Annotated in this window: 23 protein-coding genes; 12 read left to right on the forward strand and 11 right to left on the reverse strand. The window is 33.9% G+C overall.

Annotated features, from left to right (window positions below; genetic code table 11):
• Both GCL57_RS01095 and GCL57_RS01100 read right to left on the reverse strand, forming a co-directional pair.
• On the reverse strand, window positions 1-1029 hold the full coding sequence (locus tag GCL57_RS01095) for a rod shape-determining protein (RefSeq protein WP_130609093.1): 1029 nt from the start codon (window positions 1027-1029) through the stop codon (window positions 1-3).
• Window positions 1030-1150: 121 nt separating this feature from the next.
• Complete coding sequence (locus GCL57_RS01100) at window positions 1151-2122, reverse strand: hypothetical protein (RefSeq protein WP_152211412.1); 972 nt, start codon at window positions 2120-2122, stop codon at window positions 1151-1153.
• A gap of 142 nt (window positions 2123-2264) precedes the next feature.
• Here GCL57_RS01100 and aspA point away from each other — a divergent pair, with 142 nt between their 5' ends.
• From aspA to GCL57_RS01115, 3 genes are all read left to right on the forward strand, one after another.
• Complete coding sequence (gene aspA / locus GCL57_RS01105) at window positions 2265-4115, forward strand: aspartate ammonia-lyase (RefSeq protein WP_161597530.1); 1851 nt, start codon at window positions 2265-2267, stop codon at window positions 4113-4115.
• An 84-nt stretch (window positions 4116-4199) separates the two neighbouring features.
• Window positions 4200-5579 (forward strand): hypothetical protein, encoded by a 1380-nt coding sequence (locus GCL57_RS01110; RefSeq protein ID WP_152211414.1) that lies wholly within the window; start codon window positions 4200-4202, stop codon window positions 5577-5579.
• A gap of 172 nt (window positions 5580-5751) precedes the next feature.
• The gene (locus tag GCL57_RS01115) at window positions 5752-7215 is read left to right on the forward strand and encodes an ArnT family glycosyltransferase (RefSeq protein WP_152211415.1); all 1464 of its coding nucleotides are present in this window, start codon (window positions 5752-5754) and stop codon (window positions 7213-7215) included.
• 22 nt (window positions 7216-7237) lie between these two features.
• Here GCL57_RS01115 and GCL57_RS01120 read toward each other — a convergent pair whose 3' ends face one another.
• The 3 genes from GCL57_RS01120 to GCL57_RS01130 form a co-directional block, all read right to left on the reverse strand.
• Window positions 7238-7438 (reverse strand): hypothetical protein, encoded by a 201-nt coding sequence (locus GCL57_RS01120; protein ID WP_152211416.1) that lies wholly within the window; start codon window positions 7436-7438, stop codon window positions 7238-7240.
• Window positions 7429-8289, reverse strand: a complete 861-nt coding sequence (locus GCL57_RS01125; RefSeq protein WP_152211417.1) for a lysophospholipid acyltransferase family protein — start codon at window positions 8287-8289, stop codon at window positions 7429-7431. Before GCL57_RS01125 ends, GCL57_RS01120 begins: the two co-directional genes overlap by 10 nt.
• Window positions 8290-8372: 83 nt before the next feature.
• The gene (locus GCL57_RS01130) at window positions 8373-9182 is read right to left on the reverse strand and encodes a hypothetical protein (protein WP_152211418.1); all 810 of its coding nucleotides are present in this window, start codon (window positions 9180-9182) and stop codon (window positions 8373-8375) included.
• 152 nt (window positions 9183-9334) lie between these two features.
• On the opposite strand from GCL57_RS01130, the gene GCL57_RS01135 reads away from it, so the two are divergent.
• Window positions 9335-9616: a 2Fe-2S iron-sulfur cluster-binding protein gene (locus GCL57_RS01135; RefSeq protein ID WP_152211419.1), complete on the forward strand. Its 282-nt coding sequence runs from the start codon at window positions 9335-9337 to the stop codon at window positions 9614-9616.
• A gap of 41 nt (window positions 9617-9657) precedes the next feature.
• Entirely contained in the window at window positions 9658-10758 is a 1101-nt protein-coding gene (locus GCL57_RS01140) for a diaminopimelate epimerase (protein ID WP_152211420.1), read from the forward strand.
• On the opposite strand, the gene GCL57_RS01145 is transcribed toward GCL57_RS01140, so the two are convergent.
• Window positions 10722-11915, reverse strand: a complete 1194-nt coding sequence (locus tag GCL57_RS01145) for a hypothetical protein (RefSeq protein ID WP_152211421.1) — start codon at window positions 11913-11915, stop codon at window positions 10722-10724. The genes GCL57_RS01140 and GCL57_RS01145 overlap by 37 nt on opposite strands.
• Before the next feature lie 113 nt (window positions 11916-12028).
• On the opposite strand from GCL57_RS01145, the gene GCL57_RS01150 reads away from it, so the two are divergent.
• Window positions 12029-12625 (forward strand): hypothetical protein, encoded by a 597-nt coding sequence (locus GCL57_RS01150; RefSeq protein WP_161597531.1) that lies wholly within the window; start codon window positions 12029-12031, stop codon window positions 12623-12625.
• On the opposite strand, the gene GCL57_RS01155 is transcribed toward GCL57_RS01150, so the two are convergent.
• The 3 genes from GCL57_RS01155 to GCL57_RS01165 all read right to left on the reverse strand — a co-directional run bounded on the left by GCL57_RS01155 (window position 12626) and on the right by GCL57_RS01165 (window position 15288).
• Window positions 12626-14257 (reverse strand): peptide ABC transporter substrate-binding protein, encoded by a 1632-nt coding sequence (locus tag GCL57_RS01155; protein ID WP_152211423.1) that lies wholly within the window; start codon window positions 14255-14257, stop codon window positions 12626-12628.
• A 76-nt stretch (window positions 14258-14333) separates the two neighbouring features.
• On the reverse strand, window positions 14334-14933 hold the full coding sequence (gene folE, locus GCL57_RS01160; RefSeq protein ID WP_152211424.1) for a GTP cyclohydrolase I FolE: 600 nt from the start codon (window positions 14931-14933) through the stop codon (window positions 14334-14336).
• A gap of 10 nt (window positions 14934-14943) precedes the next feature.
• Window positions 14944-15288: a YhbY family RNA-binding protein gene (locus tag GCL57_RS01165; RefSeq protein WP_152211425.1), complete on the reverse strand. Its 345-nt coding sequence runs from the start codon at window positions 15286-15288 to the stop codon at window positions 14944-14946.
• Between the two features lie 149 nt (window positions 15289-15437).
• Between GCL57_RS01165 and GCL57_RS01170 the strand changes: the two genes are divergently transcribed.
• From GCL57_RS01170 to cheB, 6 genes are read left to right on the forward strand one after another with little or no spacing between them, the layout of a single operon-like run.
• The gene (locus GCL57_RS01170; protein WP_130609049.1) at window positions 15438-15806 is read left to right on the forward strand and encodes a response regulator; all 369 of its coding nucleotides are present in this window, start codon (window positions 15438-15440) and stop codon (window positions 15804-15806) included.
• 15 nt (window positions 15807-15821) lie between these two features.
• Entirely contained in the window at window positions 15822-16385 is a 564-nt protein-coding gene (locus tag GCL57_RS01175) for a chemotaxis protein CheW (protein WP_152211426.1), read from the forward strand.
• A 13-nt stretch (window positions 16386-16398) separates the two neighbouring features.
• Window positions 16399-16710: an STAS domain-containing protein gene (locus GCL57_RS01180; RefSeq protein WP_152211427.1), complete on the forward strand. Its 312-nt coding sequence runs from the start codon at window positions 16399-16401 to the stop codon at window positions 16708-16710.
• A 41-nt stretch (window positions 16711-16751) separates the two neighbouring features.
• Window positions 16752-18986: a chemotaxis protein CheA gene (locus tag GCL57_RS01185; protein ID WP_152211428.1), complete on the forward strand. Its 2235-nt coding sequence runs from the start codon at window positions 16752-16754 to the stop codon at window positions 18984-18986.
• A 31-nt stretch (window positions 18987-19017) separates the two neighbouring features.
• Window positions 19018-20091, forward strand: coding sequence for a chemotaxis protein (locus tag GCL57_RS01190; RefSeq protein WP_152211429.1), 1074 nt, complete (start codon window positions 19018-19020; stop codon window positions 20089-20091).
• 17 nt (window positions 20092-20108) lie between these two features.
• The gene (gene cheB / locus GCL57_RS01195) at window positions 20109-21143 is read left to right on the forward strand and encodes a chemotaxis-specific protein-glutamate methyltransferase CheB (RefSeq protein WP_152211430.1); all 1035 of its coding nucleotides are present in this window, start codon (window positions 20109-20111) and stop codon (window positions 21141-21143) included.
• Window positions 21144-21150: 7 nt separating this feature from the next.
• Here the strand turns inward: cheB and GCL57_RS01200 are convergent, their stop codons facing one another.
• Window positions 21151-21840 carry a Crp/Fnr family transcriptional regulator gene (locus GCL57_RS01200; RefSeq protein WP_152211431.1) on the reverse strand — a complete coding sequence of 230 codons (690 nt, stop codon included), beginning with the start codon at window positions 21838-21840 and terminating at the stop codon, window positions 21151-21153.
• Window positions 21841-21871: 31 nt separating this feature from the next.
• Window positions 21872-23947 carry a hypothetical protein gene (locus tag GCL57_RS01205; RefSeq protein WP_152211432.1) on the reverse strand — a complete coding sequence of 692 codons (2076 nt, stop codon included), beginning with the start codon at window positions 23945-23947 and terminating at the stop codon, window positions 21872-21874.
• Window positions 23948-24041 lie beyond the last annotated feature (94 nt).

The following is a 24041-nucleotide window of genomic DNA, read 5'->3' on the forward strand; positions in this document are numbered from 1 at the left end:
TTAAAATGTAACTTCTCTAAGGAGTTCAGGATTATCAAGCACTCGGCCTGAACCAAGAACTACGGCAGTGAGCGGATTTTCTGCTACAACAATTGGCAATCCAGTTTCTTCGCGTAAAAGGACATCTAAATTTCGAATAAGGGCACCACCGCCAACTAAGACAATTCCTTTATCAACTATATCTGCAGCTAATTCTGGCGGAGTCTTTTCAAGGGCAAGGCGCACTGCTTCGACAATGGCATTGACAGGTTCTTGCATTGCCTCACGAATTTCTTCACTTGTTACTTCAATTGTTTTAGGAATTCCTGCAACAAGGTCACGCCCTTTGACTTGCATTGTTCGAATTTCTTCTTCGGGATAGGCAGAGCCAATTGCAATTTTAATTTGCTCTGCTGTGCGCTCACCAATTAAAACATTAAAACGGCGTTTTAAATAATTTACGATAGATTCATCCATTTTATCGCCGCCAACACGCACACTTTTTGAATAGACAATTCCTAATAGTGAAATCACTGCAACTTCTGTTGTTCCACCACCAATATCTACAATCATATTTCCACTTGCTTCATGAATGGGGAGATCGGCACCAATTGAAGCTGCCATAGGTTCTTCAATAAGATAAACCGATGCGCAGCCAGCAGATTCTGCAGATTCACGAACAGCTCTTTTTTCAACTTCTGTAATTCCGTAAGGGATGCAAATTACAGCCCTTGGTCGTACCAATGATCTGTGATTGTGAGCAACTCCAATAAAGTAACTCAACATTTTTTCTGTGAGTTCAAAATCTGCAATGACCCCATCTTTCATTGGTCGGACAGCTTCAATTGTTCCAGGAGTTCTTCCAAGCATTTCTTTTGCGGCTCTCCCCACTGCCTTAACGGTTCGTAGCCCCCTTGAGTCGCGTTGCACAGCAACAACTGAAGGTTCATTGGCAACAATCCCTTTATTTTTAACGTAAACTAAGGTGTTTGCTGTGCCTAAATCGATGGCTAAATCATGAGACAGTAGCCTAAAAAACCAGTCGAACATGGATCCTCCCTAAATTTGGAGAGAATGAACAATTAAAGAACATTCATTAGTTTCAAAATGGTTATAAAAAAGGTATCACTTTGATAATAGAGAAGCTATCAAAACTAAAACCAATTTTACTCTATTGCGGTGAATATTGCACAAAAACATTTGAGCTCACAACTTGTATAGCCATGACTTCGGTGACGATGCTGTGAGCAAAGCGTGGTGGTACAGACATCGGAAGTACATGCGTTACGACTTCTTTAAAAACAAGATCCGCTCCTGAAAAATCTTTATTGGGGTTTTTTTTCTGAGTCAAATTTTCAAACTTTTCTAGGTAACCATCTCCCTTTATATAGACTTTATAGTATACCACATCTCCTGGGCGAAGTGGTGATTCGGGAGGAAGCATTCTGTCTTTGGAATTCCAAATTGCACCAAATTTCTCTTTAAATTCCAGACTAAATTGGTAAAGACTGTAGTCCTTTGAAGCAAATCTTTCTTTAATTTGTGGCTCACTGCTGGGAGCATTATTTTTTCCAATTATGGGAATGTCGCCGCCATCTCCATGAATTATTTTATCTTGCTGAGACTCCCTTCTAATTTGATCAATATAACTTGGACTTGATTGTGGGAGAAGGGATTCCATGCCTGAAATGACTTTTTTATTTGTCTGTTGTGGAATGGATAATTTGTCATTTTTCTTTTTCTTTGGGATGAGATTACTTTGAAAAGGTGTTTTTTCAACTCGTTTATCTAAAGATTCTAGATTTTTTGGGACGTAAAATGGACTTTTAGAGTTTAAATTTTTATCTGTTAAAACTCCCCCAGATCGGCTTTTAGGAATGCTAAACTCTTGATCTTGAGCTCGTGCTCCTTTTAAAGTAGAATTATTTTTTGGTGAGCTATCTAATTGAACATGGACAGGAGGGGAGTTGTGAAAAACATCGTCTTTAAATATTTTATATTCTGTTTGTGAAGTTAAAGTTATTAAATATAATAAAAGTGTATGTATAGCAATAGAAAAAACGATAATAAAAAATAAATTATTATTGTTATAAGGATATAACCATTTTTCAAATTGAATTTTACTTTCACGAATAACTCTCAAATACAATCCTTTTTCAGATTAAAAGGTTTTAAATGGATATTTCATAATCCATATTTCATAATTTGGATTATTTTACACCTATTGTCACTGCTTAAAAATGGGTGTAACACAATATTTATCCATCAATCGAGGAGCCTTAACAATGGATCTTGCGTATGTATCTCATTTTCCACTTTTTTCAACTCTATCTGAAAATGAAGTCAAAATTTTAGTAAATTACTTTGAAAAAGCAACTTATAAAAAAGATGAAATTCTTTATTCACCTGGCAACGTACGAGATAAGCTTCGTCTTATTTTGTCAGGAAGAGTAGAAGTTTCAGCTCCTTCGCATAATTTTGAAGAACCAACGACTTTATATGGACCCAATCAGTTTTTGGGTGAAGTCTCACTTCTTCAAGAGGGTACTTTGCATAAAGCTAAAGCGGTTGCGCTTATAACTACAAAAGTCATTATTCTTTCTCGACAAAATTTTTTAAAACTCATGAAAGAACACCAAGAAATTTCTTGTAAAATTCAAATGAGTTTGGGCTCTTTTGTTTTTAATCGAATTTCAAGTCATGCAACTCATGGAGGAGTTCACTTAGCAGGCTATGGGTCTGGAAAAAAGCGTTTTGAACACGATTTACTGGGTGACAGAGAATTGCCAGATGAGGCTTATTATGGAATACAAACTTTACGAGCGCTTGAAAATTTTAATATCAGTGGTGTAACCTTAAATGCATTTCCCATGTTTATTAAAGGACTTGCACAGGTAAAAAAAGCAGCGGCGCTTGCCAATAGTGAATTAGGAATTCTCGATAAAACAGTTGCAGGTTATATAGTTATGGCTTGTGATGAAATTATTGCAGGACATTGGCACGATCAATTTGTGATAGACATGATTCAGGGCGGAGCAGGCACTTCGACAAATATGAATGCAAATGAAGTGATTGCAAATAGAGCGCTTGAGCTTTGGGGCAAAGCAAAAGGAGATTATAACAGTGTTCATCCAAACAATCATGTTAACTTAGGGCAGTCCACGAATGATGCTTATCCAACTGCAATTCGACTTGCAACGTTGCAATCCATTCCAATCTTGCTTGAATCCTTGGTCGAGCTGTGCGGTATACTTTCTGAAAAAGGGAAAGAGTTTTCTGATGTGATAAAAATGGGGCGCACACAATTGCAAGATGCTGTGCCAATGACTTTAGGTCAAGAGTTTGAAGCTTTTTCAGTGACTTTAGGAGAAGATATTGTACGTATTCACGATGGCGCTAAGCTCTTTTTAGAGTTGAGTATTGGTGGTACGGCCATTGGAACAGGAATCAATTCTCACCCCAAATATGCAGCAAAAGCTATTGAAAAAATAAGAGAAATTACAGGTTTAGAGGTGGTGGCATCGCCTAATTTAATTGAAGCTATATCGGATACTGGTGCATTTGTTTTATTTTCTGGAATTCTAAAAAGACTTGCAATCAAACTTAGTAAAATTTGTAATGACCTAAGACTGTTGTCAAGTGGTCCACGCTGTGGCTTTGGGGATATTAACTTGCCTGCCATGCAGCCTGGTTCGAGCATTATGCCTGGAAAAGTAAATCCCGTTATTCCTGAAGTTGTCAATCAAATTGCCTTTCAAGTCATTGGCAATGATTTAACAGTGACAATGGCTTCTGAAGGAGGGCAATTGCAGCTCAATGCGTTTGAACCTGTTATGGTTTTTAATATTTTTCAAAGCGTAAATATGCTGAGCAGAGGTATGCGCACTCTGGGTCGCCTTTGTGTTGAAGGAATCACAGCTAATAAAGAAGCTTGCCGGAAAGCAGTTGAACACAGCATAGGTCTTGTGACCGCACTCAATCCTTTAATAGGTTATGAAAATTCAACAATGATAGCCAAAGAAGCTCTGCAAACTGGAGAAAGTGTGTTTAATCTTGTTCTTAAACATAAGCTTTTAACAGAGCAACAGCTTGAAGATGCACTTAAGCCTGAAAATATGCTCTCAGCACGACTCTAGGGAAGTCCTTATTTAGCAATTTTTGTAAATATTCTTTATGCGTTGCCGATAAACTCCAGACACTTAACGTCTTGGAGTTTTTTGATGGAGAATCAAAGCGACTTTGAAGTCATACAAGATGGAACAATTTCCAGATTAAAAGGACATCTTGTTGATTCCACAAATTTAGATGATCACAAAACTTTTCTTTCTAAGTCAAAAGAAATAAGTTTACAGGATCTTTATTCTGTGAGTTGGTTGGGTCTTCAACGCTTTTATGAAATGGTATTTAAATTTCCTAATAAAGTTTTATTATCTGATATTCCACCTCATGTTTATCGTATTTTATTGCTGTTGCCTAGCTTTGGTAAAAAAGTGGGTGTAAAAAGTTTTGTGATCGAGGTTTTTAAGCCAAATCAAGATAAAAAAAAGATTTCGATGACCATCGAAAAATTAGTTGAAATTGGTAAAAAGCAAGGCTGTTTTGCGAGTTTGCCAGATGGCTCAAGAATAAGCGGATCATTACACCATTTATGTCGACCATTTTTTAATGATTTTCAAATACCGCATAAAAATTTTTCATCTAAATGGTGTATTAAAAATGAAGGAATTTGTAACTTCTTTTATGAATATGCATGTTTCATGCGAGTTACATTAGAAATATGTTCCTTAGCTCAAGAATCAACAGCTAGACTCATAGAAGAATCACTGCAACAAATATGTATGAGGATATCAAATTTAGAATTTGGTGTGAAAACAATTGATCCCAATTTTTCTGATTATAAATCACGCTCACTTATGTCCTTAATGCCTCATATTCATGAAGTTTCAAAATCTGTTGTGATTGGTCTAAATTTAAGCAGCACAACTTTTGAGGCTGTTGCAGAGACTTTTGAAGCAATATTTTTAAGTGAGAGAATGGTTGGATCAGAGCTTTTTGATCAAATGGAATATTTTATTAACTTTACGGATCAATTAACGCCAATGGCGAGAAGCCTTGAAGATGTTGGTGTTGAGTTAGGTGATAATACTTTAAAATATGGTGAAATATCATCTTTGCGTAAAGCATTTGAAACTTTTTCTGGAAAAGATTTAAGCGAAAAAAATATATCTACTTTGCGCAGAAAATTAAAAATGGATCAGTCTATAAATTTAAATTGGGAAGATACCTTAAAAGAGATTCAAAATGAATTTAAGTTGATTCAAAATGAATTAGGACGTTGTATTGTTGCATTGCAAGGTTTTGACTTAGTTCGACAAGTTCTTGAGCACAGAGTTGGAGAAGTCGAAATATTAAAAGATAACTTTAATGCTGTGCGTGATAAGGAATTGAACTGGGAGCAGCTCAAAGAACGTATTTTAATTAAAATTGTTGATAGACTTGTTACTGATCAGGAAAAATTTTCCTTCGCATTTTTCTTTCCTGACTCGACAATAAAACAACATGAATCAAAACTTTTAAATGGTGAGACTTTTTTCTTTTAATTTCAAGAATTTCTTCAATTAAAAATATATTTTATTAAAGTTGTAAATTTTAGAAAATAAATCAATTTTATTTTTAATTTGATCTCAGTGTCTGATTTAGCTATAATTATCTGTTACATCTTTATATCTCTGTATTTTACAATAATTAGACCTAAAATAGAAAGGTCAATGAATGTTTAGCTATATTTTTAGACAAAAAATAATTTTGCAAAGCTTACCTTATTTACTTATTTTTGTGATTGTTTTTCCAAAATTATTAGGACATGGAATGTTTGTTGATGGTGTTTTATATGCTACGGTAGCTAGAAATATGTCACAGGGAATTGGACATTTTTGGCAGCCCCATTACACAGAAACAATGTACACTTCTTTTTTAGAGCATCCACCATTAGCAATTTATTTGCAATCTATTATATTTGATATTTTTGGAGATTATCGTTGGATTGAAAGAGTATATACATTTATAATAGGACTGTCACAACTGTTTCTGATTTCTCTAGTTTGGAAAAATATCTCACAAGATAAATCTCTTTCTTGGTGTGCTCCTTTTCTATTTGTAATCACTCCCGTTGTTTTTTGGGTCATTGCTAATAATGAACTTGAAAATACTTTAGTCATTTTTATGCTGTTAAGCACATTATTTATTGTCTATGGATGTAAGACAATTAAAACTTGGAAAGCTGTATTTTATGGATTCATTGCCGCTTTATTTATTTTTTTAGGTTTCTTATCAAAAGGAGTTTTTGCATTTTATCCTATGTTTTTTCCTTTTTTTTGTTATTTTTTTCTTAAAGATTCGAATAAAAGCAAAACTATAATATGTCAAATATCTATCATATTTTATTTAGTATTTATGATGATTTTATTGCTATTAAATGCAGATGCAAGAAGGTTTTTTGAGGTTTATTTTGAAAATCAAGTATTTAGAAGTATAGCGGGTAAAAGAGAAATTGATAATCCACATTTTCAAATACTATGGGTTCTTATAGAGCAGATTGTTTTACCTATGGCAATCTGCATTATACTTGTTCTTTATAATAGAAATTTTAAGCTTTTAAATTTTAATAAAAATACAGCCCTTTTTTTTCTGATGGCCCTTTCTGCTTCACTGCCATTGGTTATTAGCTCTAAAAATCATGGTTGGTATCTTATGATTTCTATGCCATTTTATGCAATGACACTCGCATCTTTATTTTCTAATTATTTAAATAAACTCCAGGATTGGTTCTTATATAAAAGTTATGGATTTATTCTCTTGAAAATTATTTTTATATTTTTGATTTTCTTAACAATTATATTGAGTGTAAGAAATTTTGATAAAATTCTAAAAAATGCTCAATACCATACAGATTTCACTGCTCAGGGAGTCATGCCAATAACAAATATGCAGATAAATTTTTGTCCTTGGTTTCGCGATAATACTGAGTCGTGGATGATGATTGCAAATTTTGCTCGAGATTATAAATTGTCATTATCTCCGGGGCAAAATAATCGTTATAGAGTTTATTTATTAAATCAAGAAAAGATATGCCCTATACCCAAAGCCTGTAAGCGTTATTTTCCATATAAGCCAGAAAAATATGCTTTATTTGATTGTAAAAATGATTTCAATGTAAATTTTCATCATAATAAGTGAAGATTTTTAATTATTTTTTTAATTATTTTTTTAATTCTTTTTTTAATTGAGAAATAGTTAATTTAAATTTATTTAAAATATTTTTATCTTTTATATCCTCAATTTTTTCAGCAATTAATATTTCATTGAAAAGATGTTCGAGAAAGCGTATGCCTGCTAAAATATCATGTTTTCTCTTTTTTTCTGCTTCTAAGTTTATTTTTTCAGATTTATTTATCCCCATCTATTGTGCATCCAAAAATATTCTTCAGGGTTTTGTTTTATCATTTTTTCTACCATTAAATTCATTCTCTTTGTATTTTCAGTAATATTTTGTTCGCGAGTCCATTCTTTATTTTCAATCATTTCAAATTCAGGAAAATAAATAATTTCTTGGGTATCAATTGCTTTTCTTTTAATTATAACAGGGATAACAGGAGCATTTCTTTTTAACCAAAGTTTAGCAAGGCTATTATTTGTCGAGGCATCTTTTCCGAAAAATGGAAGAATTTCTCCACGTGGTCGTTTTTGGTCAACTATAAGTCCAACAACTTCTTTTTGTTCAAGTGCATTGAAAATTTGAGTGGTCGATGATTTTTCTCCTTTTCGATCGATAATACGATATCCAATGGAGGCACGCATATTTTCAATCCATTTTGCAAGGGTACCCTTGCCTATAGGTTTAACAACAACGTGAACGGGAGCAAAGTAAATGGAGTTTATATGGCATAAATACTCCCAATTTCCAATATGTATGCACATTGCATAAATACCTTCATTTTTCTTAAAAGCTTCATCTACTAATGGTTTATTTTTAAATATGACTTTAGTTTTTTTAAAGAGTTTATTTGCTGCAAGTAACTCTAAAACTGTGCGAATAAAATGAATTGTAGAAAGTCTTCCTATCTTATTTAATTCATTTTCTGATTTTTCGTTTTGAAAGGCAATAGTTAGATTTTTGAGAATAACTGTTCTTCTAATTCGTAAAATATCATAAGAAATAAATCCGATAATTTTAGATAAAACTAATATTCCTTTGAAGCCAATGAGGCTTAAGAAAGTGGAAAGACAATTTAAGAAAAAAACTAAGAACATGCTATCCCTCGGATTTAATAAAAATAACTCATAAAGTTATTATTTTAGTAACGTGTGATTGTATGCATATTTGTAGGAAGAGTCTACACTGTTTCGACTAAAGGGTGTTCATTAAAATGATTTTCTGCTTCCATTTTGGTAAAGAATTTTTCATTGCATACAGAGCAAACATAATTTGACCCATTTCTAATAAATGGCTTTTGTCCTGGGGTTCTAAAATGGACTGGTTTGTCTTTTTCAGCAGGTTTTTCATAATAAACGGTATCATGATCCATTGGTTCGCCTGTTGCTGGTTCTGTTTCTGGCATTTGTTCAAGTTGCGGGGCTTGTGCTTTGATTTCTGTCGATTCATTTTCTAATGAGTCAAAACTCTTTTCTGGGGAAGGGGGTGGGCTAGAGTCTTCATCGTCATCCAAGGAATCATTCATTTCAGTTGCTTTTTTACTCAAACTTTGATTGTCAGCTTCAGAAACAGAAGTAATCCCTCCTCTTTGACGGGTGCTAAGAAGATTTCGTCTTGTCTTAGGATCACTGTTTAACATGGAGTAAGCCATGCTGAGCAAATGTTCTGAAAGTATTCTTGGAAACCAACCATTTTCAACGTCACGAATGGTGCATATAGATGTATCTTGTTGATTAGCATATGCTTTTCCGCATAAGATGCATTGATAATTGTGTGCAAATGAATTGCTAGAGGCTATGAGGTGTGATTTTATTTTTAAACCACCAATGGTAACACATTTCCAAGCGTCTTTTAATTTTTTATAACGTCTGCCACACAGTCCACAAATGTAACAATCCGGACCTTTCAGAACCCTACATACGCGCTGCATTGTAGGGGAGGAGGATTTGGACTTAGCTCTAAGTAATAATTGGATATTTTCAACAACCATGCTTAATTCCAATCTACGTACAAAGAGTTGCCCTCATGTGCACGTCAGATCATATATCGGTGCAATGAATGAAAAGTAAATATTGCGATAAGATATGATTTCAGTTAGGAATACGCGGTACCCTTTGGGGAGTTAAATAAGGAAATCGATAAATGCCCATACTGACAGTAAAGACTGATAAAAAAAATATTAATATCGAAAAAGGTGCTGCAATTATAGATGTTTGTGAGACAGAAGAAACAAGCATTCTCTTTGGATGCCGTGATGGCGCATGTGGGGCATGCATGATTCGCGTGCTCGAAAATCCAGAAAATTTAAGTCCAATGGAAGAGCATGAGCGCGACTTTCTAGAAACAATGGCAGCACGTGAAGATGAACGTCTTGCTTGCCAATGTAAAGTGCTTGGTAATGTGACAGTTGAGGTTTCTGAGTAAATTTTTGATTCATTTCCGCTCTATTAAATGAAAGGGAAAATGTGCCAAAAATTTTTGATAATATTCAATTTGAAAAATTACACGGAGCATCCAACGATTTTATTTTTCTTGATTTTATTCAATATTCAAATTTAATTAAGAAGATAAATACTCAGAATAAAGCTCCAATATCATACCCTCAATTTTTTTTAAAAGAATTTGTGATAAATTTGTGCCACAGAACCCGCGGTGTTGGTGCAGATGGAATTGTTTTTTATAAGTTTGTAGACCCTCAGATAAGAAGTAACAAAACCAATAATCAGAAATTAAAAGTTGAAATACTTATCGTAAATTCGGATGGTAGTTTTGCTGCTACTTGCGGGAATGCTCTGCGTTGTTTAGGTCTTATGTTAATGCGCAGTAGAGTTTGGGATGGTTTAAAAGAATTACAAATTGATCGATTGTCGCCAAAAGAGTTTAGTATAAAAAAGAATGATATTTCAAATGATGAGCAGTTTGTTTGTGAAATAAACCCATTTGCCACTCTCATATTTGGCCAGTATGTAAAAGACACGGAAAAAGAATTAGCTGTAATAAATGTGGCAATGGGAATTGAAAAAAAAGTTTTTTTAACACCGCTCGTTGAGAATTCTCTTATTCATTTTGGTAAAGAAGTTGATTTTTTAACTCCTGTTTTTGTTCAATTATCCAATCCTCATTGGGTTTTTATTTCGCCTCTTTTTAAAAGTTTTACTAAAAAGCAGTTTGAAGAATTTGGTTTATTGGCACAAATTGAATTGAAAAATAAAATATTAGGAAATTCTGTTCCTTTAGCAAATATTGGAATGTTGTCTGTTCTTGATATTTCACAAAACTCAAAAGAAAAAATTATTTCCAAAAATGAAAATAATTGGAGTTTAGCAGTTTTTGAACGAGGGGCTGGGTTCACAGAGTGTTGTGGCTCTGGTGCAACAGCCGCACGTGTAGCACTTGAATATTCTCAACTTATTCCAAAAGAAATTGAAGAAGTGTACTTTAAAATGCCGGGCGGAAAAGTCAGTATTTCTAATAGAATTATACAGAATCAAACCCAACGTGTTTTATCTGGTGATGCGCAGTTCGTTTTTCAAGGATCAGTTTCTTTCACAGCTTTTTCTAAATAACTTTTATTTTTAATAGCTTTAAAATTTATATTTACTTCTCTAAATAAGTTAAAAATATTTTCTCGTGATTTAGTTTGTATTTCTTGAAGTGGGATTGGTTTTTTGGGTGTTATAGAGATAAAAAAGTATTTTGGATTTTCAATAAACCTGTTAAATTCTAATAAGCCATGTTCTAAAGGTGTTTTTTCTATGAAAATGAGCATCATATTATTTTGCTTAATAGCTTTTCTTTTTTCTTCATCATATGAAATATTATTTTCTAGTGATTTTCTCCAAAAATAATTATTAATAAAATTTAAATCTTCTAAAAGAATAAACATATTATTTAATTTATAATTTTCTGAATGAAATATCTCCTCAATTAAAAAGGATGTGTTGATGTTTAAATGAAGTATCTTATGAATCAAAAGTTTAATTTTTAGTTCGTAATTATTTTCTATAGATTTGTCAAAGTTTAATTCTAAATCGGTGTAAATGGTGTCAACTTTATTACCTAATAAATCTTTTAAAGCAGGATTTTTTTTAATATTTTCTTTTAAAGAAATTGCTATGTCTTCTAAATTTATTTTCATTTTTTTTATGAAAAATTTTAAAGGATATTTTGTTTCATTTAATGGAAACTGATTGATGGTTAAATAGCTTTCCATTAATTTTATTTTTCCTTTAGATAAGGAAGTTTCAATTTCATAGATTTCTTTATTATATTCTCCTTTTAAACTTAAAATTGATTTATCTAATATACTGTCTATTGTCTCTTTCGAAATGGGAAATTGTTTATGCGTTCTTTGTAAAGATTCTTTTAAGTTATTTAATGAAAAAAATGTAATACTATTTGTTTCAAAATTCATAGGTAAAATATCAGGTCCATTTTTTATATAATTACTAACGCATAGGCTTTTTATGTAAATATTTAAAAAGTGATATTTTGAATGTATAACAATGTCTTTAATGTAAAATGTTTTGTTTATGAAAAAAAAAGGAGAAAGAGAAATGCGACTGAATTCAATCTGTTCAGGGTATGAAGGCCTGTTTTTAAAGTTTTTAATACTTTTATCTAAACCAATGGATATTTGAATTTGAGCATACAGCATACTAATACAGTATAGGGTGCAAAGTAAGACAAATGCACTCAATATGACTATGGCTCTTTTTCTCATTTCAATGAATTTCCTTAATTTTTTTTGTTTTAAAAATTGAAAATTAAATTGCATATGATATTATAAAGATAATCATACACATTAACTTTGTAAGAGTACAGTAGATGAATCTTATGTACAAAAAAGTCGTCATGCTCGTTGTGCTATTTATAATTTTAAATATTGGCGCTAAAAACTCTAGTTTTTGGGGAGAAGACAGGGCAAATGGTTTGTCAAGTTTAAATCCTTCCATCCCCAATGGCGTATATATTTTAAAAAACATAAATATTTGTAAAGTGGGCCATGATCATGGGGAAGAGTGCAAATATGATAAAATTAATGTGAAAGGCAATGCTAAAATTTCGTTGGCAAAAATTTTAGATGGTCAGTATTGGCTGGTTTTTCAAGGATATTCAAAAATAAGATATAAAAATTCAGATATTACTTTTGGTTGTAAGACCGGAATAATTGACACTCACATTTTTTTTAATAATAAGCAGAAAAACGAATTTTCTTTTGAAAAATCTCAAGAAAACGAAGTTTCTGTTGTTTCAAGTCAAGTGAGGATTTTTGAAAACACCTGTTTATCTGATTCTACATATTTTGTTTGTGACGGAAATTTTTTAGGAGATTATTCTTACTATCAAATATCAAAGAAACTTTATATTTACCAGTCACGCATGTTAAATGGCTCAAGGGTAAAAATGTACAGTGAGTTTGACAAAAGTTAATTAACTATTTCCATCATGTGAAACGATATAAAGATCTTTTGTTGGATAATGGTCATTTGGATTATTAAAGGCAGCACCTTGTACGTAATGTTTTATAAGTCGCATATTTGTCCCAGAATAAATTGGAGACACTGAATAATCTTCAAGTCCAATTTTCATTGCTTCTTTAATGAGAATTTTCCGTTTATCTAAATTTGTTTCTAAATTGGAAGCGGCGAGCATTTCATCAAACTTTTTATTTTTATGGTTTGTTAAGTTTTGAGCGTTGTTACCTTCAATTAATGAAGCAAAATTTAACGCATCATCAAAATCAGCTTGCCATAGTCTTAAAGTCAATTGATATTTTTTTTCATGCAATGAATTGATATGTACTTTCCATTCCGAACTCGATAACTCTGTTTTAACTCCAAGATTTTTTGCCCACATTGAAGTGATAGCTGTTACATATTTTTTATCTGTTTCATTTGTTTGGTGCTGAATCGAGATTTTAGCAGGATTATTTCTAGAATAACCAGCTTCAGCGTAGAGCTTTTTAGCTTCAGCAATTCGCTTTTCACTGCTCCACTGTGCCCATTCGGGTTCATACTGTGAATAATTAGCAATGCCGTAAGGGCTTAAATCATAGAGAGGTTTTTCGCCTTTCTCTAAAATATATTTTGCAAAATCATCGCGATCGACAGACAAAGCAAGCGCTTTTCTGAGCTTTAAATTGTCAAGAGGAGGTGCTTTGGTATTAAACATTAAATAACTAGTTGATAATGAGGGAGAATGTTTAACTTCTGACTTAAATTCTTTTTTTATTTTTGTCACTTGACCAGGAGGGAGGCCATAGGTCCAATCTATTTGACCTGCTTGATATAAGCGCAGGGCAGCTGTTTTATCAGTTACTACCCAGTAATTTACATTTTCAATCACTGTATTTTTATTATCCCAGTAGTTTTTATTACGTTCCAATGAGATGTGATCAGATATCTTCCATTCCTTTAAAATATAGGCTCCATTTGAAACCATATTTTTTGCTTGAGTCCATTCAGAACCGTATTTTTCAATGATATCTTGTCTTAATGGAACAAGTTGTGACATTGTGGCTAAACTTTGAAAATAAGGAGCAGAATATTCTAAAGTAATCTGTAAAGTGTGGTCGTTTATTGCCTTTACGCCCAGAGCTTCAGGCTTTAACACTCCTTGGTTTACTTTATCTGCATTTTTGACCATAGTTATCATATAAGCCATTGATGCAGCCGTTTTTGGATCACTCAGCCTTCTAAAGCTATAGACAAAGTTGTTTGCTACAACGGGTTTGCCATCGGACCATTTTGCATTTTTTCTCAAATAAAAAGTGTATACAAGTCCATCTTTACTTATGTCCCAATGGGTTGCAGCTCCTGATACGTATTTCCCTTGGGAGTTATTTACGATGAGAGTTTCATAGAGGTCATCAATAATAAATGTGCTTAAATTATCTGAACTTAAAGACGGATCAAGCGAAGTTATTTCACTCGAGTTGTCTTTATTTAAGAGCTGTTTCTTGGCGAGTTTAGTGCCTACTGGAATAACCGCAGCAAATATTTCAAAACACATGAAGAGTGAAATACTTGTAATAAGCGCCTTTTTTAAGTGCTTTTTTTGCATAAAAAAACCTCCAAAATGGTTTAATGTTTACAAATTAAACTAATGGAAGTGCATTGAATGTCAAGATAGTAAAAATTTAATTCTTTGTTATAAAAGACATGAATTCATTGCGTGAGGCAGCAGAGTCTCTAAATTGTCCAAGCATGGTGCTTGTTACCATTTTAGCTGATTGTTTGCGTACGCCACGCACACACATACAGCTATGAGTTCCTTCAAAAACAACAGCAACACCCTGAGGGTTTAAATGCTTAGCTATTGCTTCGGCAACTTGTTGAGTGAGTCGTTCCTGAACTTGGAGGCGTTGAGAAAAAGTATCAACAATGCGTGCGAGTTTAGACAGTCCTACAATTTTTCCTTCCGAAGGAATATAAGCAACATGGGCTTTACCACTGAAGTTGAGTAAGTGATGTTCACAAGTTGAGGTAAATTCGATGTCTTTTAACAAAATCATTTCATCGGATTGAGATTCAAATGTGGTTGATAGGATTTCTTCTGGATTAGAGCTGTATCCTTCTGTGAGTTCTAAAAGTGCACGACAAAATCTATCTGGAGTGTCAATCAATCCTTCCCTATCAGGGTTTTCTCCAATATATCGTAACAATGTCCGCACAGCATCGGTCGCTTCTTTTGCTGTAATATTATTTGAAGAAATTGCCTTTTTAAAAAATGGACTCATTGCTAACTCCTCATAATCTTTTCAGAGTGATTTTTGCCTCACTGGGATCTTTTTCAAAATATAGAATAAGACTTCTGCCAATTCTTCCTATCACATGCGTGTTTTTTGGCAAGATTTGGCTGATTTCATCTTTTTTGCTGTTTTTGCTTTCTGCATCGCTGTTTCCTGGCAATTGCACTTTAATGAGCTCATGTTTATCAAGTGCCAATTGAATTTCTTTTAAAACAGTTTCGCTGAGTCCTTGTGTGCCCACTTGGACAACGGGTTTTAAATGGTGAGCTTTCCCTTTGAGTTTTGCCTTTTGCTCACTTGAAAGAGTGTCACAGAATTTATGTGCTTTTGGTTCTTTTGCCATGCTAAATCGCTCCCTTCTAGAACGTTAAAAACGCAGCTTGCCCCAAAACTTTCCGAAATGCCATACTTTTTGCAGCTCATAAATGTTACAAAATACCTTAATTTCTAAAATTAAGTGACGATAACGACTCTGCAACAGGGAGGATGGCAATGGCCAAGAAAATACTCATCGTGGATGATTCTCGTACGATTCGTCAGCAGGTGGGTTTCACCTTGACTAAGGAAGGTTTTGAGGTTGTCGAAGCCGAAGATGGTCAAGATGGAATCAACAAACTGCAAAGTTCTGGTGAGATCAGCATGATCATTTCCGACGTAAACATGCCAAATATGGGTGGTCTTGAAATGGTTGAAGCCATTCGCCAAATTGAGCAATTTAAATTCTTGCCAATCATTATGCTTACAACAGAAAGCAGTGGTGACAAGGTTGAAAGAGCTAAAAAAGCAGGTGCAAGTGGTTGGTTGGTGAAACCTTTTAATCCAGAGCAACTTGTTGGTGCTGTTAAGAAATTAGCACGCTGATGAAAGGATATCAATATGTCTAATAAACCAGGGGGAGCAAAGGGAGGTAAAGGAGCTAAGCTCGATGATCTTTATAAATTAAAGCATGACAATTCTGGTGTGAGAAAAAGAATTGCTCCAACAATTGAGACATATAAATTAATTGGATTTAAATTAAATGAAGAAGAGTTTGTTATTGAAATAGAAAGAGTCAAGGAAATAGTTCGTGTTCCTTTAGTGACTCGTGTTTCAAAAGCTCCTCACTTTGTCGAGGGAGTTGCAAACTTACGTGGTGATATATTACAAATTGTAAATTTTCATAAAATAATGGGTCTTGAAAATCCAATCATATCTGAAAAAAGCAGAATAATTGTTTTAGATGATAAAAATGTATTAGCTGCAATTATTGTTGATGGAGTGAGTGAAGTTATAGAAGTTGAAAAAGAAGCAGTTCAACAAACTCCAGATATTGTTGCAGGTGAAAGATCAAAGTTTTTAAAAGGAATTATTAAACCACACAAACATAGAAATATTCTTTGGCTTGATTGTGGAGCAATTTATTCAGAGTTTAGTGCACAAAATCAAAAATCAACTGCTTAGTATAGAGGTTTTTATGTCTTCATTAGTTGCTTATGCAAATAGAACTTTTACTTTTACAGGTAAACTCACTATTTACAAAGTTTCTGAATTAAAAAATAAAATAATTGAAGGCTATAATAGCGAAGCAACTAAAAGCGGTGATTTTTTTATAGATATGTCTGCAGTAGAAGCAGTAGATGCTGCTGTATTACAATTACTTGTTGCTTTAAAAAATACTATAAAAGGGAGTCAAGGAAACTTAAAAATTAAATCAAGTGCGCAAACATTTGATTCCTTGCTCGATTTATTTGGAATACCAGCTGATACATTTCCGAAAGGAAAGTAAATGGATTCTTTATTGTTATCTCAGTGAAGAGGTGGTAAGTCGTGAGTTATAACGAAGAACAGATGCAAGAAATATTCTTTCAAGAAATGCGAGAAGTCTTCGAGCATATTGACAGCTGTATTCTTGTGCTTGAAAAGACACCGGGTGATCTCGAAATCATTAAAAACTTATTTAGAGAAGTTCATACTTTAAAAGGTTCGAGCGGTGTATTTGGTTTGCGTGAAATTGCCGATTTAACACACCATGCAGAAGATCTTCTTGATCGTATGCGTGAAGGAAAACTTGATCCAACAGAAGAAGTTTTTTCTGCTTTGTTACGTTGTTTTGACAGATTAAAAGAGATGATGAGCGGGGCTCAAAAAAAGCAGAATTTAGCAAGTTTTGACAATGCCGATATCGTACGTCAACTTTGTGATTTTAAAGAAATTACAGGAGAGCAACTCCAACAAAAAGTTGCTGCTGGGGAAGTCGCTCCTACCCCAAGTGCAGAAAATATAAAACCAGGTGAATGCCCCTATCATATTTCTATTACTGGAGCAGATCAATTCTTTTTAACTGGAATTGATCCTATAACACTGGTGCTCAACTGTCGTGATATTTCAACAGGCACATTTTCATTATTTACAAATATTTCTCGTATTCCATTAATAACAGAATTAGAGGCAGAACGTTGTTATTTTGAATTTACATTTAATTTTGTTTCGATGGCTGAATTTAAAACAGTTCAAGATATTTTTGAATTTGCAATTGGCTCAAGCAATGTGAAAATTGAAATGGATGGGGTAAGTGCCGTGGGAGCAGGAAAAGCGTCCGAAGCCAAACCAGCAGTTGTTCAAGCCCCAGCGCCTGCAGCAGCCAAAGCCGCTACTCCAGCAGCAGCAGCAGCAGCTCCAAAAGTAGGTGCAGCACCAGCAGCAGCGGCTGCCGCAAAACCAGGAGCCGTTGCTCCTGGCAAAGCCGAACCTGCACATGGCGGAGGCAGCGATGCTAATGATTTCGTTCGTCTTAAGAAGGAAAAACTAGATCAACTGATGAATCTTGTGGGTGAATTGATTACAGTTAAAAATCTTTTTGTGCATTTATCGAATAAACTCGAAGAAGTATTGCCTGAAAATGAGATTACCAAAGGATTTAAAGAAGGAACAGGACATGTCACGCGTCTTTCTGCACGTTTGCAAGAAAGCGTAATGAATGCACGTATGGTGCCAGTGGGTAGTGTATTTACTAAATATACAAGACTTGTTCGTGATGTAGCTAAAAAACTTAATAAGAAAATTAATTTTGTTATTGAAGGTGAAGACACTGAGCTCGATAAAACAGTCAGTGAAGCAATTTCAGATCCAATTATGCACCTCATTCGAAATTCTATAGACCATGGAATTGAAACACCTGAAGTGCGAAAAGAACGAGGAAAGAGTGAGACAGGTACTTTGTTACTTAAAGCAGGTTATGAGGGTAACAATGTAAAACTCGTTGTCCGTGATGATGGGAATGGTATTGATTTAGACAGAGTTAAAAATAAAGCTGTTACTTTAGGTATTATTACTCAAGAACAAGCAGATATGCTTGCTAAAAAAGATATTATTGAATTTATATTTCACAGCGGATTTTCCACTGCGGCAGAAATCACGGATGTGAGTGGACGTGGTGTGGGAATGGATGTTGTAAGAAATAATATTCGCAAATCCAGTGGATCTATTTTTGTTGATACAAATCCAGGACAAGGAACAGAATTTAAAATCATTTTACCATTAAGTTTAGCAGTTATTGAAGCATTATTAATTGGAGTTGATGGAGAAACCTATGCATTGCCTCAAGAAGTTATTACAGAAACTGTAAGAGCAGAGAAAAAAGATGTTGTTAATTTAAATAATCAGCCAAGTATTAACTTGCGTGGTGAAGTGATTCCACTTTTACGATTGAATGAAGTTGTTAATTTAAGACCATCTATACTTGACGATTTTATTCACGCAGAAAAGAAAAGAATGAGTCAAGCAGGGGAAGAAAGTGAAGATGCTGAAAATAATTTACAAGAGCAAGATGATGGATTGACTAATCCTGTTGTGATTGTGCAAATAGATGGCCTTAAAGTCGGAATTCTTGTTGATGTTTTATACTGGCAAGAACAAATAATGATCAAACCATTAGGCGGTTTTTTAGCGAATATCCCCGTATTTACAGGTGCTTGTATCATGGGGAATGGCTCTGTCGTGCTCGTACTTGAGCCAAAAGAGCTTTATTATGCGGCCTGTCATGACGATGCTAAAGCAGCATGAGTTTTGAGTTGGCCCATTTAGGAGATATGCAATGGCAATTTATATCGCCAAGAGCAAAAAAGAAGAGAGAATGTTACAAATCGGGAGCAACAAGTTTGAACTTGTTGACTTTAGATTGAAGGATTATCCTATTGGAGCTGATACATCTGGCTCTGCTCAATATGAAGGAATTTACGGTATTAATATTGCAAAAGTTCGTGAAATTAATAAAATTAGTCAATTCACTAAAATGCCAAACTGTCATGAATGTATTGAAGGACTCCTCGAACTCCGTGAAGAAGCTATTCCAATCGTAAATTTGGCAAAATATCTAGGCTATGCAAATCATAGTTTAAGACCGACTGACAATATTATTATATGTGAATTTAACGGCTTGGTAACTGGATTTGTGGTTCACCAAGCAATGAGAATTCGTCGTATATCCTGGGAGGCTATTTTACCTCCGACACGTTTAATTGGGCGTGAAGGGGGCTGTGTCACTGGTATGCATAAACTTGCGAAAGGGCAAGATAATGAACGTGACCTTATGCTTCTTATTCTTGACTTTGAAAAAATTGTTGCTGAAATCAATGGTGAAACCGATGCCCTAAACCGCTTTACAGAAGATAAACTCAACAATCGTGTTTCCACAGGCAATGATGAAACCAAAACAGTTCTTGTGGTTGATGACAGTATGACTGCACGCACCCAAGTTGAACTCTTCTTAACTCAACATGGTTATCGTGTGATTACGGCTACAGATGGTGAAGAAGGTCTCTTCACTCTCACAGCACTGTATGATCAAGCACAACATGAAGGTAAGGAAATTACAGATCTTGTGCAAGTGATTGTAACTGACGTTGAAATGCCACGTATGGATGGACATGCTTTTACGCAAACATTAAAGAAAGATCCTCGTTTTAATTCTTTACCAATTATCATGCATACATCTCTTTCAGGTAGAGCGAATCAAGAAACAGGTAAGAGCCTAGCAGATGAATATGTTGTGAAATTCAATGGTGAAGCTCTCATTGCGACAGTAAATCGTATATGGAAAAAATTAATGGATAAAAAAGAAAATGAAAGAACCGAAGAGTTAAACGAAGACGAAGATATGGCATCCTAGCTAATGGAGTTTTTCTCATGGCAGTAAATGTATTAATCATTGATGATTCTTCGACAGTGTGTGCAATGTTAACACAGATGTTGACTGCTGCTGGATTTACTGTTGTGGGAGTCGGTAAAAATGCAGATGAAGGGCTTGAACTTGCAGGCAAATTAAAGCCAGATGTAATCACTTTAGATATTGAAATGCCTGGAAAAAGCGGATTACAAATACTTCCTCAATTGCAAAAAATCTGTGATGCTGCAATTATCATGTGTTCTACTTTAACAAATCAAGCTGCTTCTGCAACTTTACAATCCCTAGAAAAAGGAGCATTTGACTATATTCCAAAGACTGAAATTGGAAAGGCATTTACTCCTGATATGCTAAGAGAGCGTGTAAATAATGCTCATACGTATGTTATAGGCAAACGTAAAGGTGAAGTGGCTCATTATAAACCAACAGTTCCTGTGACTTCATTGCCTTTTGTCGCTCCTAAAGCCATTGTTATTGGAGTCTCTACAGGAGGCCCCGCTGCACTGCATAAGCTCTTTACAGCGCTCCCAATTATGCCAGTACCGATTGTTGTCGTTCAACATATGCCAGCAGCCTTTGTGGCTTCGTTAGCCGAAAGAATAGCTCAACAATCAAAGCACAAAACTTCAGTTGCAAAAGATGATCACACGTTTGTTTCTGGAGAAGTTTGTTTTGCTCCTGGAGATAAACACGTTGTTTTTAAGAAAATTCAAAATAGACTTTATTGTGATTTAAGTGAAGAACCTAAAAATATACTACACAAACCTTCTGCTGATGTCTTATTTCAAACGGCAGCTGAAGTTATGGGCAAAGATCTTCTTGCGGTTGTTTTAACAGGCATGGGGCGCGATGGGGCAGATGGTTCTAAAACAGTTCGTTTGCGTGGTGGTATGGTGTTAGCAGAAAGTAAAAGCTCATGCGTTGTTTATGGAATGCCAAAAACAGTTATCGAAGCAAAAACCGCAAATTTTGAATTTGATTTACAGGATATGGCTGCAGCAATTACAAAAATTGTGACTGGAAAAATTATTAAATAATAATTATTTAAAACTCAGAAATTTCTTTTAATTTATTCTGATCTAAAATATTAAAATCTGCAATACTTCCTTCTACTGCACCAAGTCTTTTTAATTCTGCAAAAACCCTGCTCACAGTTTCGGGAGTCATGTCTGCAAGATCTGCAAAATCACTGCGATTGAGCAGTGCTTTTTTATAGAAAGATTTATTTTTTAAATAGGGTGAAAAATCAAGAAAACAGGATGCGAGTCTTTGCTTCGCTGATTTATAACGAACACCTTCTATTCTATTATATAGACGAGAGGATACATTGCTCAAACGCTTTAAAAAATCAAAATAAAGCGAAGGATTTTTTTCAGCAATTCCGAAGATAGCAACGTTCGGCACTGCAAAATAATCGCAATTTGTAATTGCTGTACATGTTCTTTCAAAATAAGGAGATTTAGAAAAAATTTCTAAGACTCCGAAGCTATCTCCTTCTTTTGCAAGTGAGCTTATTATTGTTTTATCCTTATCAAATTCTCTTGTAAACTTTACACATCCATTAACAATTAAATAAATAGAATATGATTTTTCACCAGCTATAAAAATATTTTGCTCTTTTCTTACGGATAATTCAGAGGAACTTTGGTATAATAGTTCGATTTCTTCTTCATTAAGCGTTGGAAAAAAAGAGGCAAACTTTTTAAATGAATGTCCTGTTGGATTCTTTTTCACTTGCAAATCCTTACTACTTATAAATTATTCTTTAAAAATCAAACCATTCTTCCCAAGTTTTGCCACCATGATTATCAGTCAATGTTGGAATAACTTTTTCATTAGCGAACTGTGGGAACGTTGTTTTTAGCGATTCATCTAAAGCAAAAACAAGTCCGCATCCTCCGAATGAAAAATCAAGACGACTTTGAAGAACTTCATCGGCACCTAATTTAGTCAGATTGATAACTTGTGCTATCTTTCCTGAGAAAATTGCTTCTTTGGGATCTAAGCCAAGGTTTTTTACAATAGCCTCAGTGTAAAGAACATGTGTTGCATGAATAAAATCTCCAGATAATCCTTCTTCTTTAAAACGATCAATGAAGTTCTTTTCGAGTACAAACTGAAATTCTTTAAGCCAATCATAAGTTTGCTCTTCGGATCGGCCGCTCATAAAAAGGCAAATCGGTGTCAAACAACCTCTTCCTAGCCAAAGGCTGCAAAGCTTAGCAACTTCTTCCGTAGAGTATTGTAGACCAACTTTCAAACTGTTTTTTACATCGCCCTGAGGAATTAGATGAGTTTTAGAATTTTTTAGTTTTTTTGTAAATGTTTCTATCGTATTATTTGTGCCAAAAACTATAGCTGCATCAAAATAACTCAAATCTTTTGAGAGATTTCTAGTTTTTTCAACGACTATTTTTGTAGGAAAGAAAAAAGGTTCAAGTTTATCTGTGAGATCTTCAATTTTTGCGCGAACTCTATTTGCGGCGAGATCATCACCTCTTAGTGAAGGTAATTTAATGTGTATTGAATTTGCACCCAATAAGCATGCCACTCGAGCGGGATATACCCAAGTAATTGGAATGTTTGCAGAAGAAATAATTAATATATTCTTGTCTTTTAGTTTTTCAATATTTTTAATTTGTATTTCATTCCAAGAAAAAAGAGTTGATGCTAAATCTGCCCAACAAAATGATGTCCAAACTTTTGAATCAAGTGTTTCAATAAAACTAAAGACATCTGCAGGTGAGTGAAAATTTTCACGAGAGACTATATTTCTAGGGAGTTTTTCTTGAATGTCTGTTTCTAAACTCAACTCAGAAAAGAAAAAAGTTTCTTTAACATTTAAACTACAGCCTTTTAAAGTAGCATCGGGAGCTCGTCCTTTGAGTTCAAAAATACCTTCTTCCTGATCAAAAATACAGCCAATATCATCGGTAATTATTGATGGCCAAGTATCCATATTAAGTGAGTCAATAAATCCTAAAAATCCATATTCATTCACTTTTAAAATTTTTCTTTCTTTCAAATTAATTGCAACAGGTACCATAGTTTTATTACAAATAAATGTACCATCATGCTGGCTTTTAGCAGACCAAGCTTGTGAAGCAAGTTCACACATACCATACTCTGATAAGAATAAAAATTCATTAGGATTGCCATATGTTTTTTTAAATATTATTTTTGTTTCTTCAAGACTGAAGTTTTGAGTTCTTCCTTTTGTTCCGCCCGTATCAATGAGGGCAAGTTTGTTACCTTTAAATAGTTTTTCAATTTTATTAGATTGGACAAATTCACTTACAATAATGTGATGAAAGGTTGTTCCAAAAATAATAGTCTGGTTATATGTTCCATTATTTTCCAGAATTTTTTTGAGATTTTGGCAATCTTTTTCAATGTTACAGTAAATAATATTGAGCCCTAAATCTTTAAACATTGAGATCATGGCGGCTAACGAACTTTTATTCCAAATTTCTTTTGCTGGAATAAGACTGATTACGGGAATATTTTTGTTTAGATTATGTTTTTTTAAAAATCTCAAAAATCCTTCTGTGGAGTGTTGAGCATAAAGTCCTAACCTTTGCGGAGTGAATACATGCTTTGCTTGAATTGCATGTGTGCTTCCACTGGAAAAAAAGGTTGTATTCTCTTCTGCCTGTTTTCCAATGTGCAAAGTAAAATCTCGAAAGCAACGAATAGGTAAAAAAGGTAAATTATTTTTAATATCAGGATTTGAAAAATAGATATCTGTAAAAAAATTTTGAAGCTTTGGATTAACTGTTATGAGCGCATGTTTTTGCCGGACCATTTGTTTTAAGATATCAGCTGTGAGAAATTCATTCATTTTAAACCTACTCTTAATAAAATTATTGATTAATATATCCATTATATCGAGGTAAGATAAAAGAGCCTTTCTTAAATTCTATAAACTGTATACT

The sequence above is a fragment of the Fluviispira multicolorata genome, from assembly GCF_009208585.1.
In the GTDB taxonomy this organism is placed as follows: Bacteria; Bdellovibrionota_B; Oligoflexia; order Silvanigrellales; family Silvanigrellaceae; genus Silvanigrella; species Silvanigrella multicolorata.

Excerpts from the sequence above, each read along its gene's own strand:
- GCL57_RS01095 (WP_130609093.1), bottom strand. The coding sequence starts at position 1,029 with ATGTTCGACTGGTTTTTTAGGCTACTGTCTCATGATTTAGCCATCGAT.
- aspA (WP_161597530.1), top strand. The coding sequence starts at position 2,265 with ATGGATCTTGCGTATGTATCTCATTTTCCACTTTTTTCAACTCTATCT.
- GCL57_RS01110 (WP_152211414.1), top strand. The coding sequence starts at position 4,200 with ATGGAGAATCAAAGCGACTTTGAAGTCATACAAGATGGAACAATTTCC.
- GCL57_RS01115 (WP_152211415.1), top strand. The coding sequence starts at position 5,752 with ATGTTTAGCTATATTTTTAGACAAAAAATAATTTTGCAAAGCTTACCT.
- GCL57_RS01120 (WP_152211416.1), bottom strand. The coding sequence starts at position 7,438 with ATGGGGATAAATAAATCTGAAAAAATAAACTTAGAAGCAGAAAAAAAG.
- GCL57_RS01125 (WP_152211417.1), bottom strand. The coding sequence starts at position 8,289 with ATGTTCTTAGTTTTTTTCTTAAATTGTCTTTCCACTTTCTTAAGCCTC.
- GCL57_RS01130 (WP_152211418.1), bottom strand. The coding sequence starts at position 9,182 with ATGGTTGTTGAAAATATCCAATTATTACTTAGAGCTAAGTCCAAATCC.
- GCL57_RS01135 (WP_152211419.1), top strand. The coding sequence starts at position 9,335 with ATGCCCATACTGACAGTAAAGACTGATAAAAAAAATATTAATATCGAA.
- GCL57_RS01145 (WP_152211421.1), bottom strand. The coding sequence starts at position 11,915 with ATGAGAAAAAGAGCCATAGTCATATTGAGTGCATTTGTCTTACTTTGC.
- GCL57_RS01150 (WP_161597531.1), top strand. The coding sequence starts at position 12,029 with ATGTACAAAAAAGTCGTCATGCTCGTTGTGCTATTTATAATTTTAAAT.
- GCL57_RS01155 (WP_152211423.1), bottom strand. The coding sequence starts at position 14,257 with ATGCAAAAAAAGCACTTAAAAAAGGCGCTTATTACAAGTATTTCACTC.
- folE (WP_152211424.1), bottom strand. The coding sequence starts at position 14,933 with ATGAGTCCATTTTTTAAAAAGGCAATTTCTTCAAATAATATTACAGCA.
- GCL57_RS01165 (WP_152211425.1), bottom strand. The coding sequence starts at position 15,288 with ATGGCAAAAGAACCAAAAGCACATAAATTCTGTGACACTCTTTCAAGT.
- GCL57_RS01170 (WP_130609049.1), top strand. The coding sequence starts at position 15,438 with ATGGCCAAGAAAATACTCATCGTGGATGATTCTCGTACGATTCGTCAG.
- GCL57_RS01175 (WP_152211426.1), top strand. The coding sequence starts at position 15,822 with ATGTCTAATAAACCAGGGGGAGCAAAGGGAGGTAAAGGAGCTAAGCTC.
- GCL57_RS01180 (WP_152211427.1), top strand. The coding sequence starts at position 16,399 with ATGTCTTCATTAGTTGCTTATGCAAATAGAACTTTTACTTTTACAGGT.
- GCL57_RS01190 (WP_152211429.1), top strand. The coding sequence starts at position 19,018 with ATGGCAATTTATATCGCCAAGAGCAAAAAAGAAGAGAGAATGTTACAA.
- cheB (WP_152211430.1), top strand. The coding sequence starts at position 20,109 with ATGGCAGTAAATGTATTAATCATTGATGATTCTTCGACAGTGTGTGCA.
- GCL57_RS01205 (WP_152211432.1), bottom strand. The coding sequence starts at position 23,947 with ATGAATGAATTTCTCACAGCTGATATCTTAAAACAAATGGTCCGGCAA.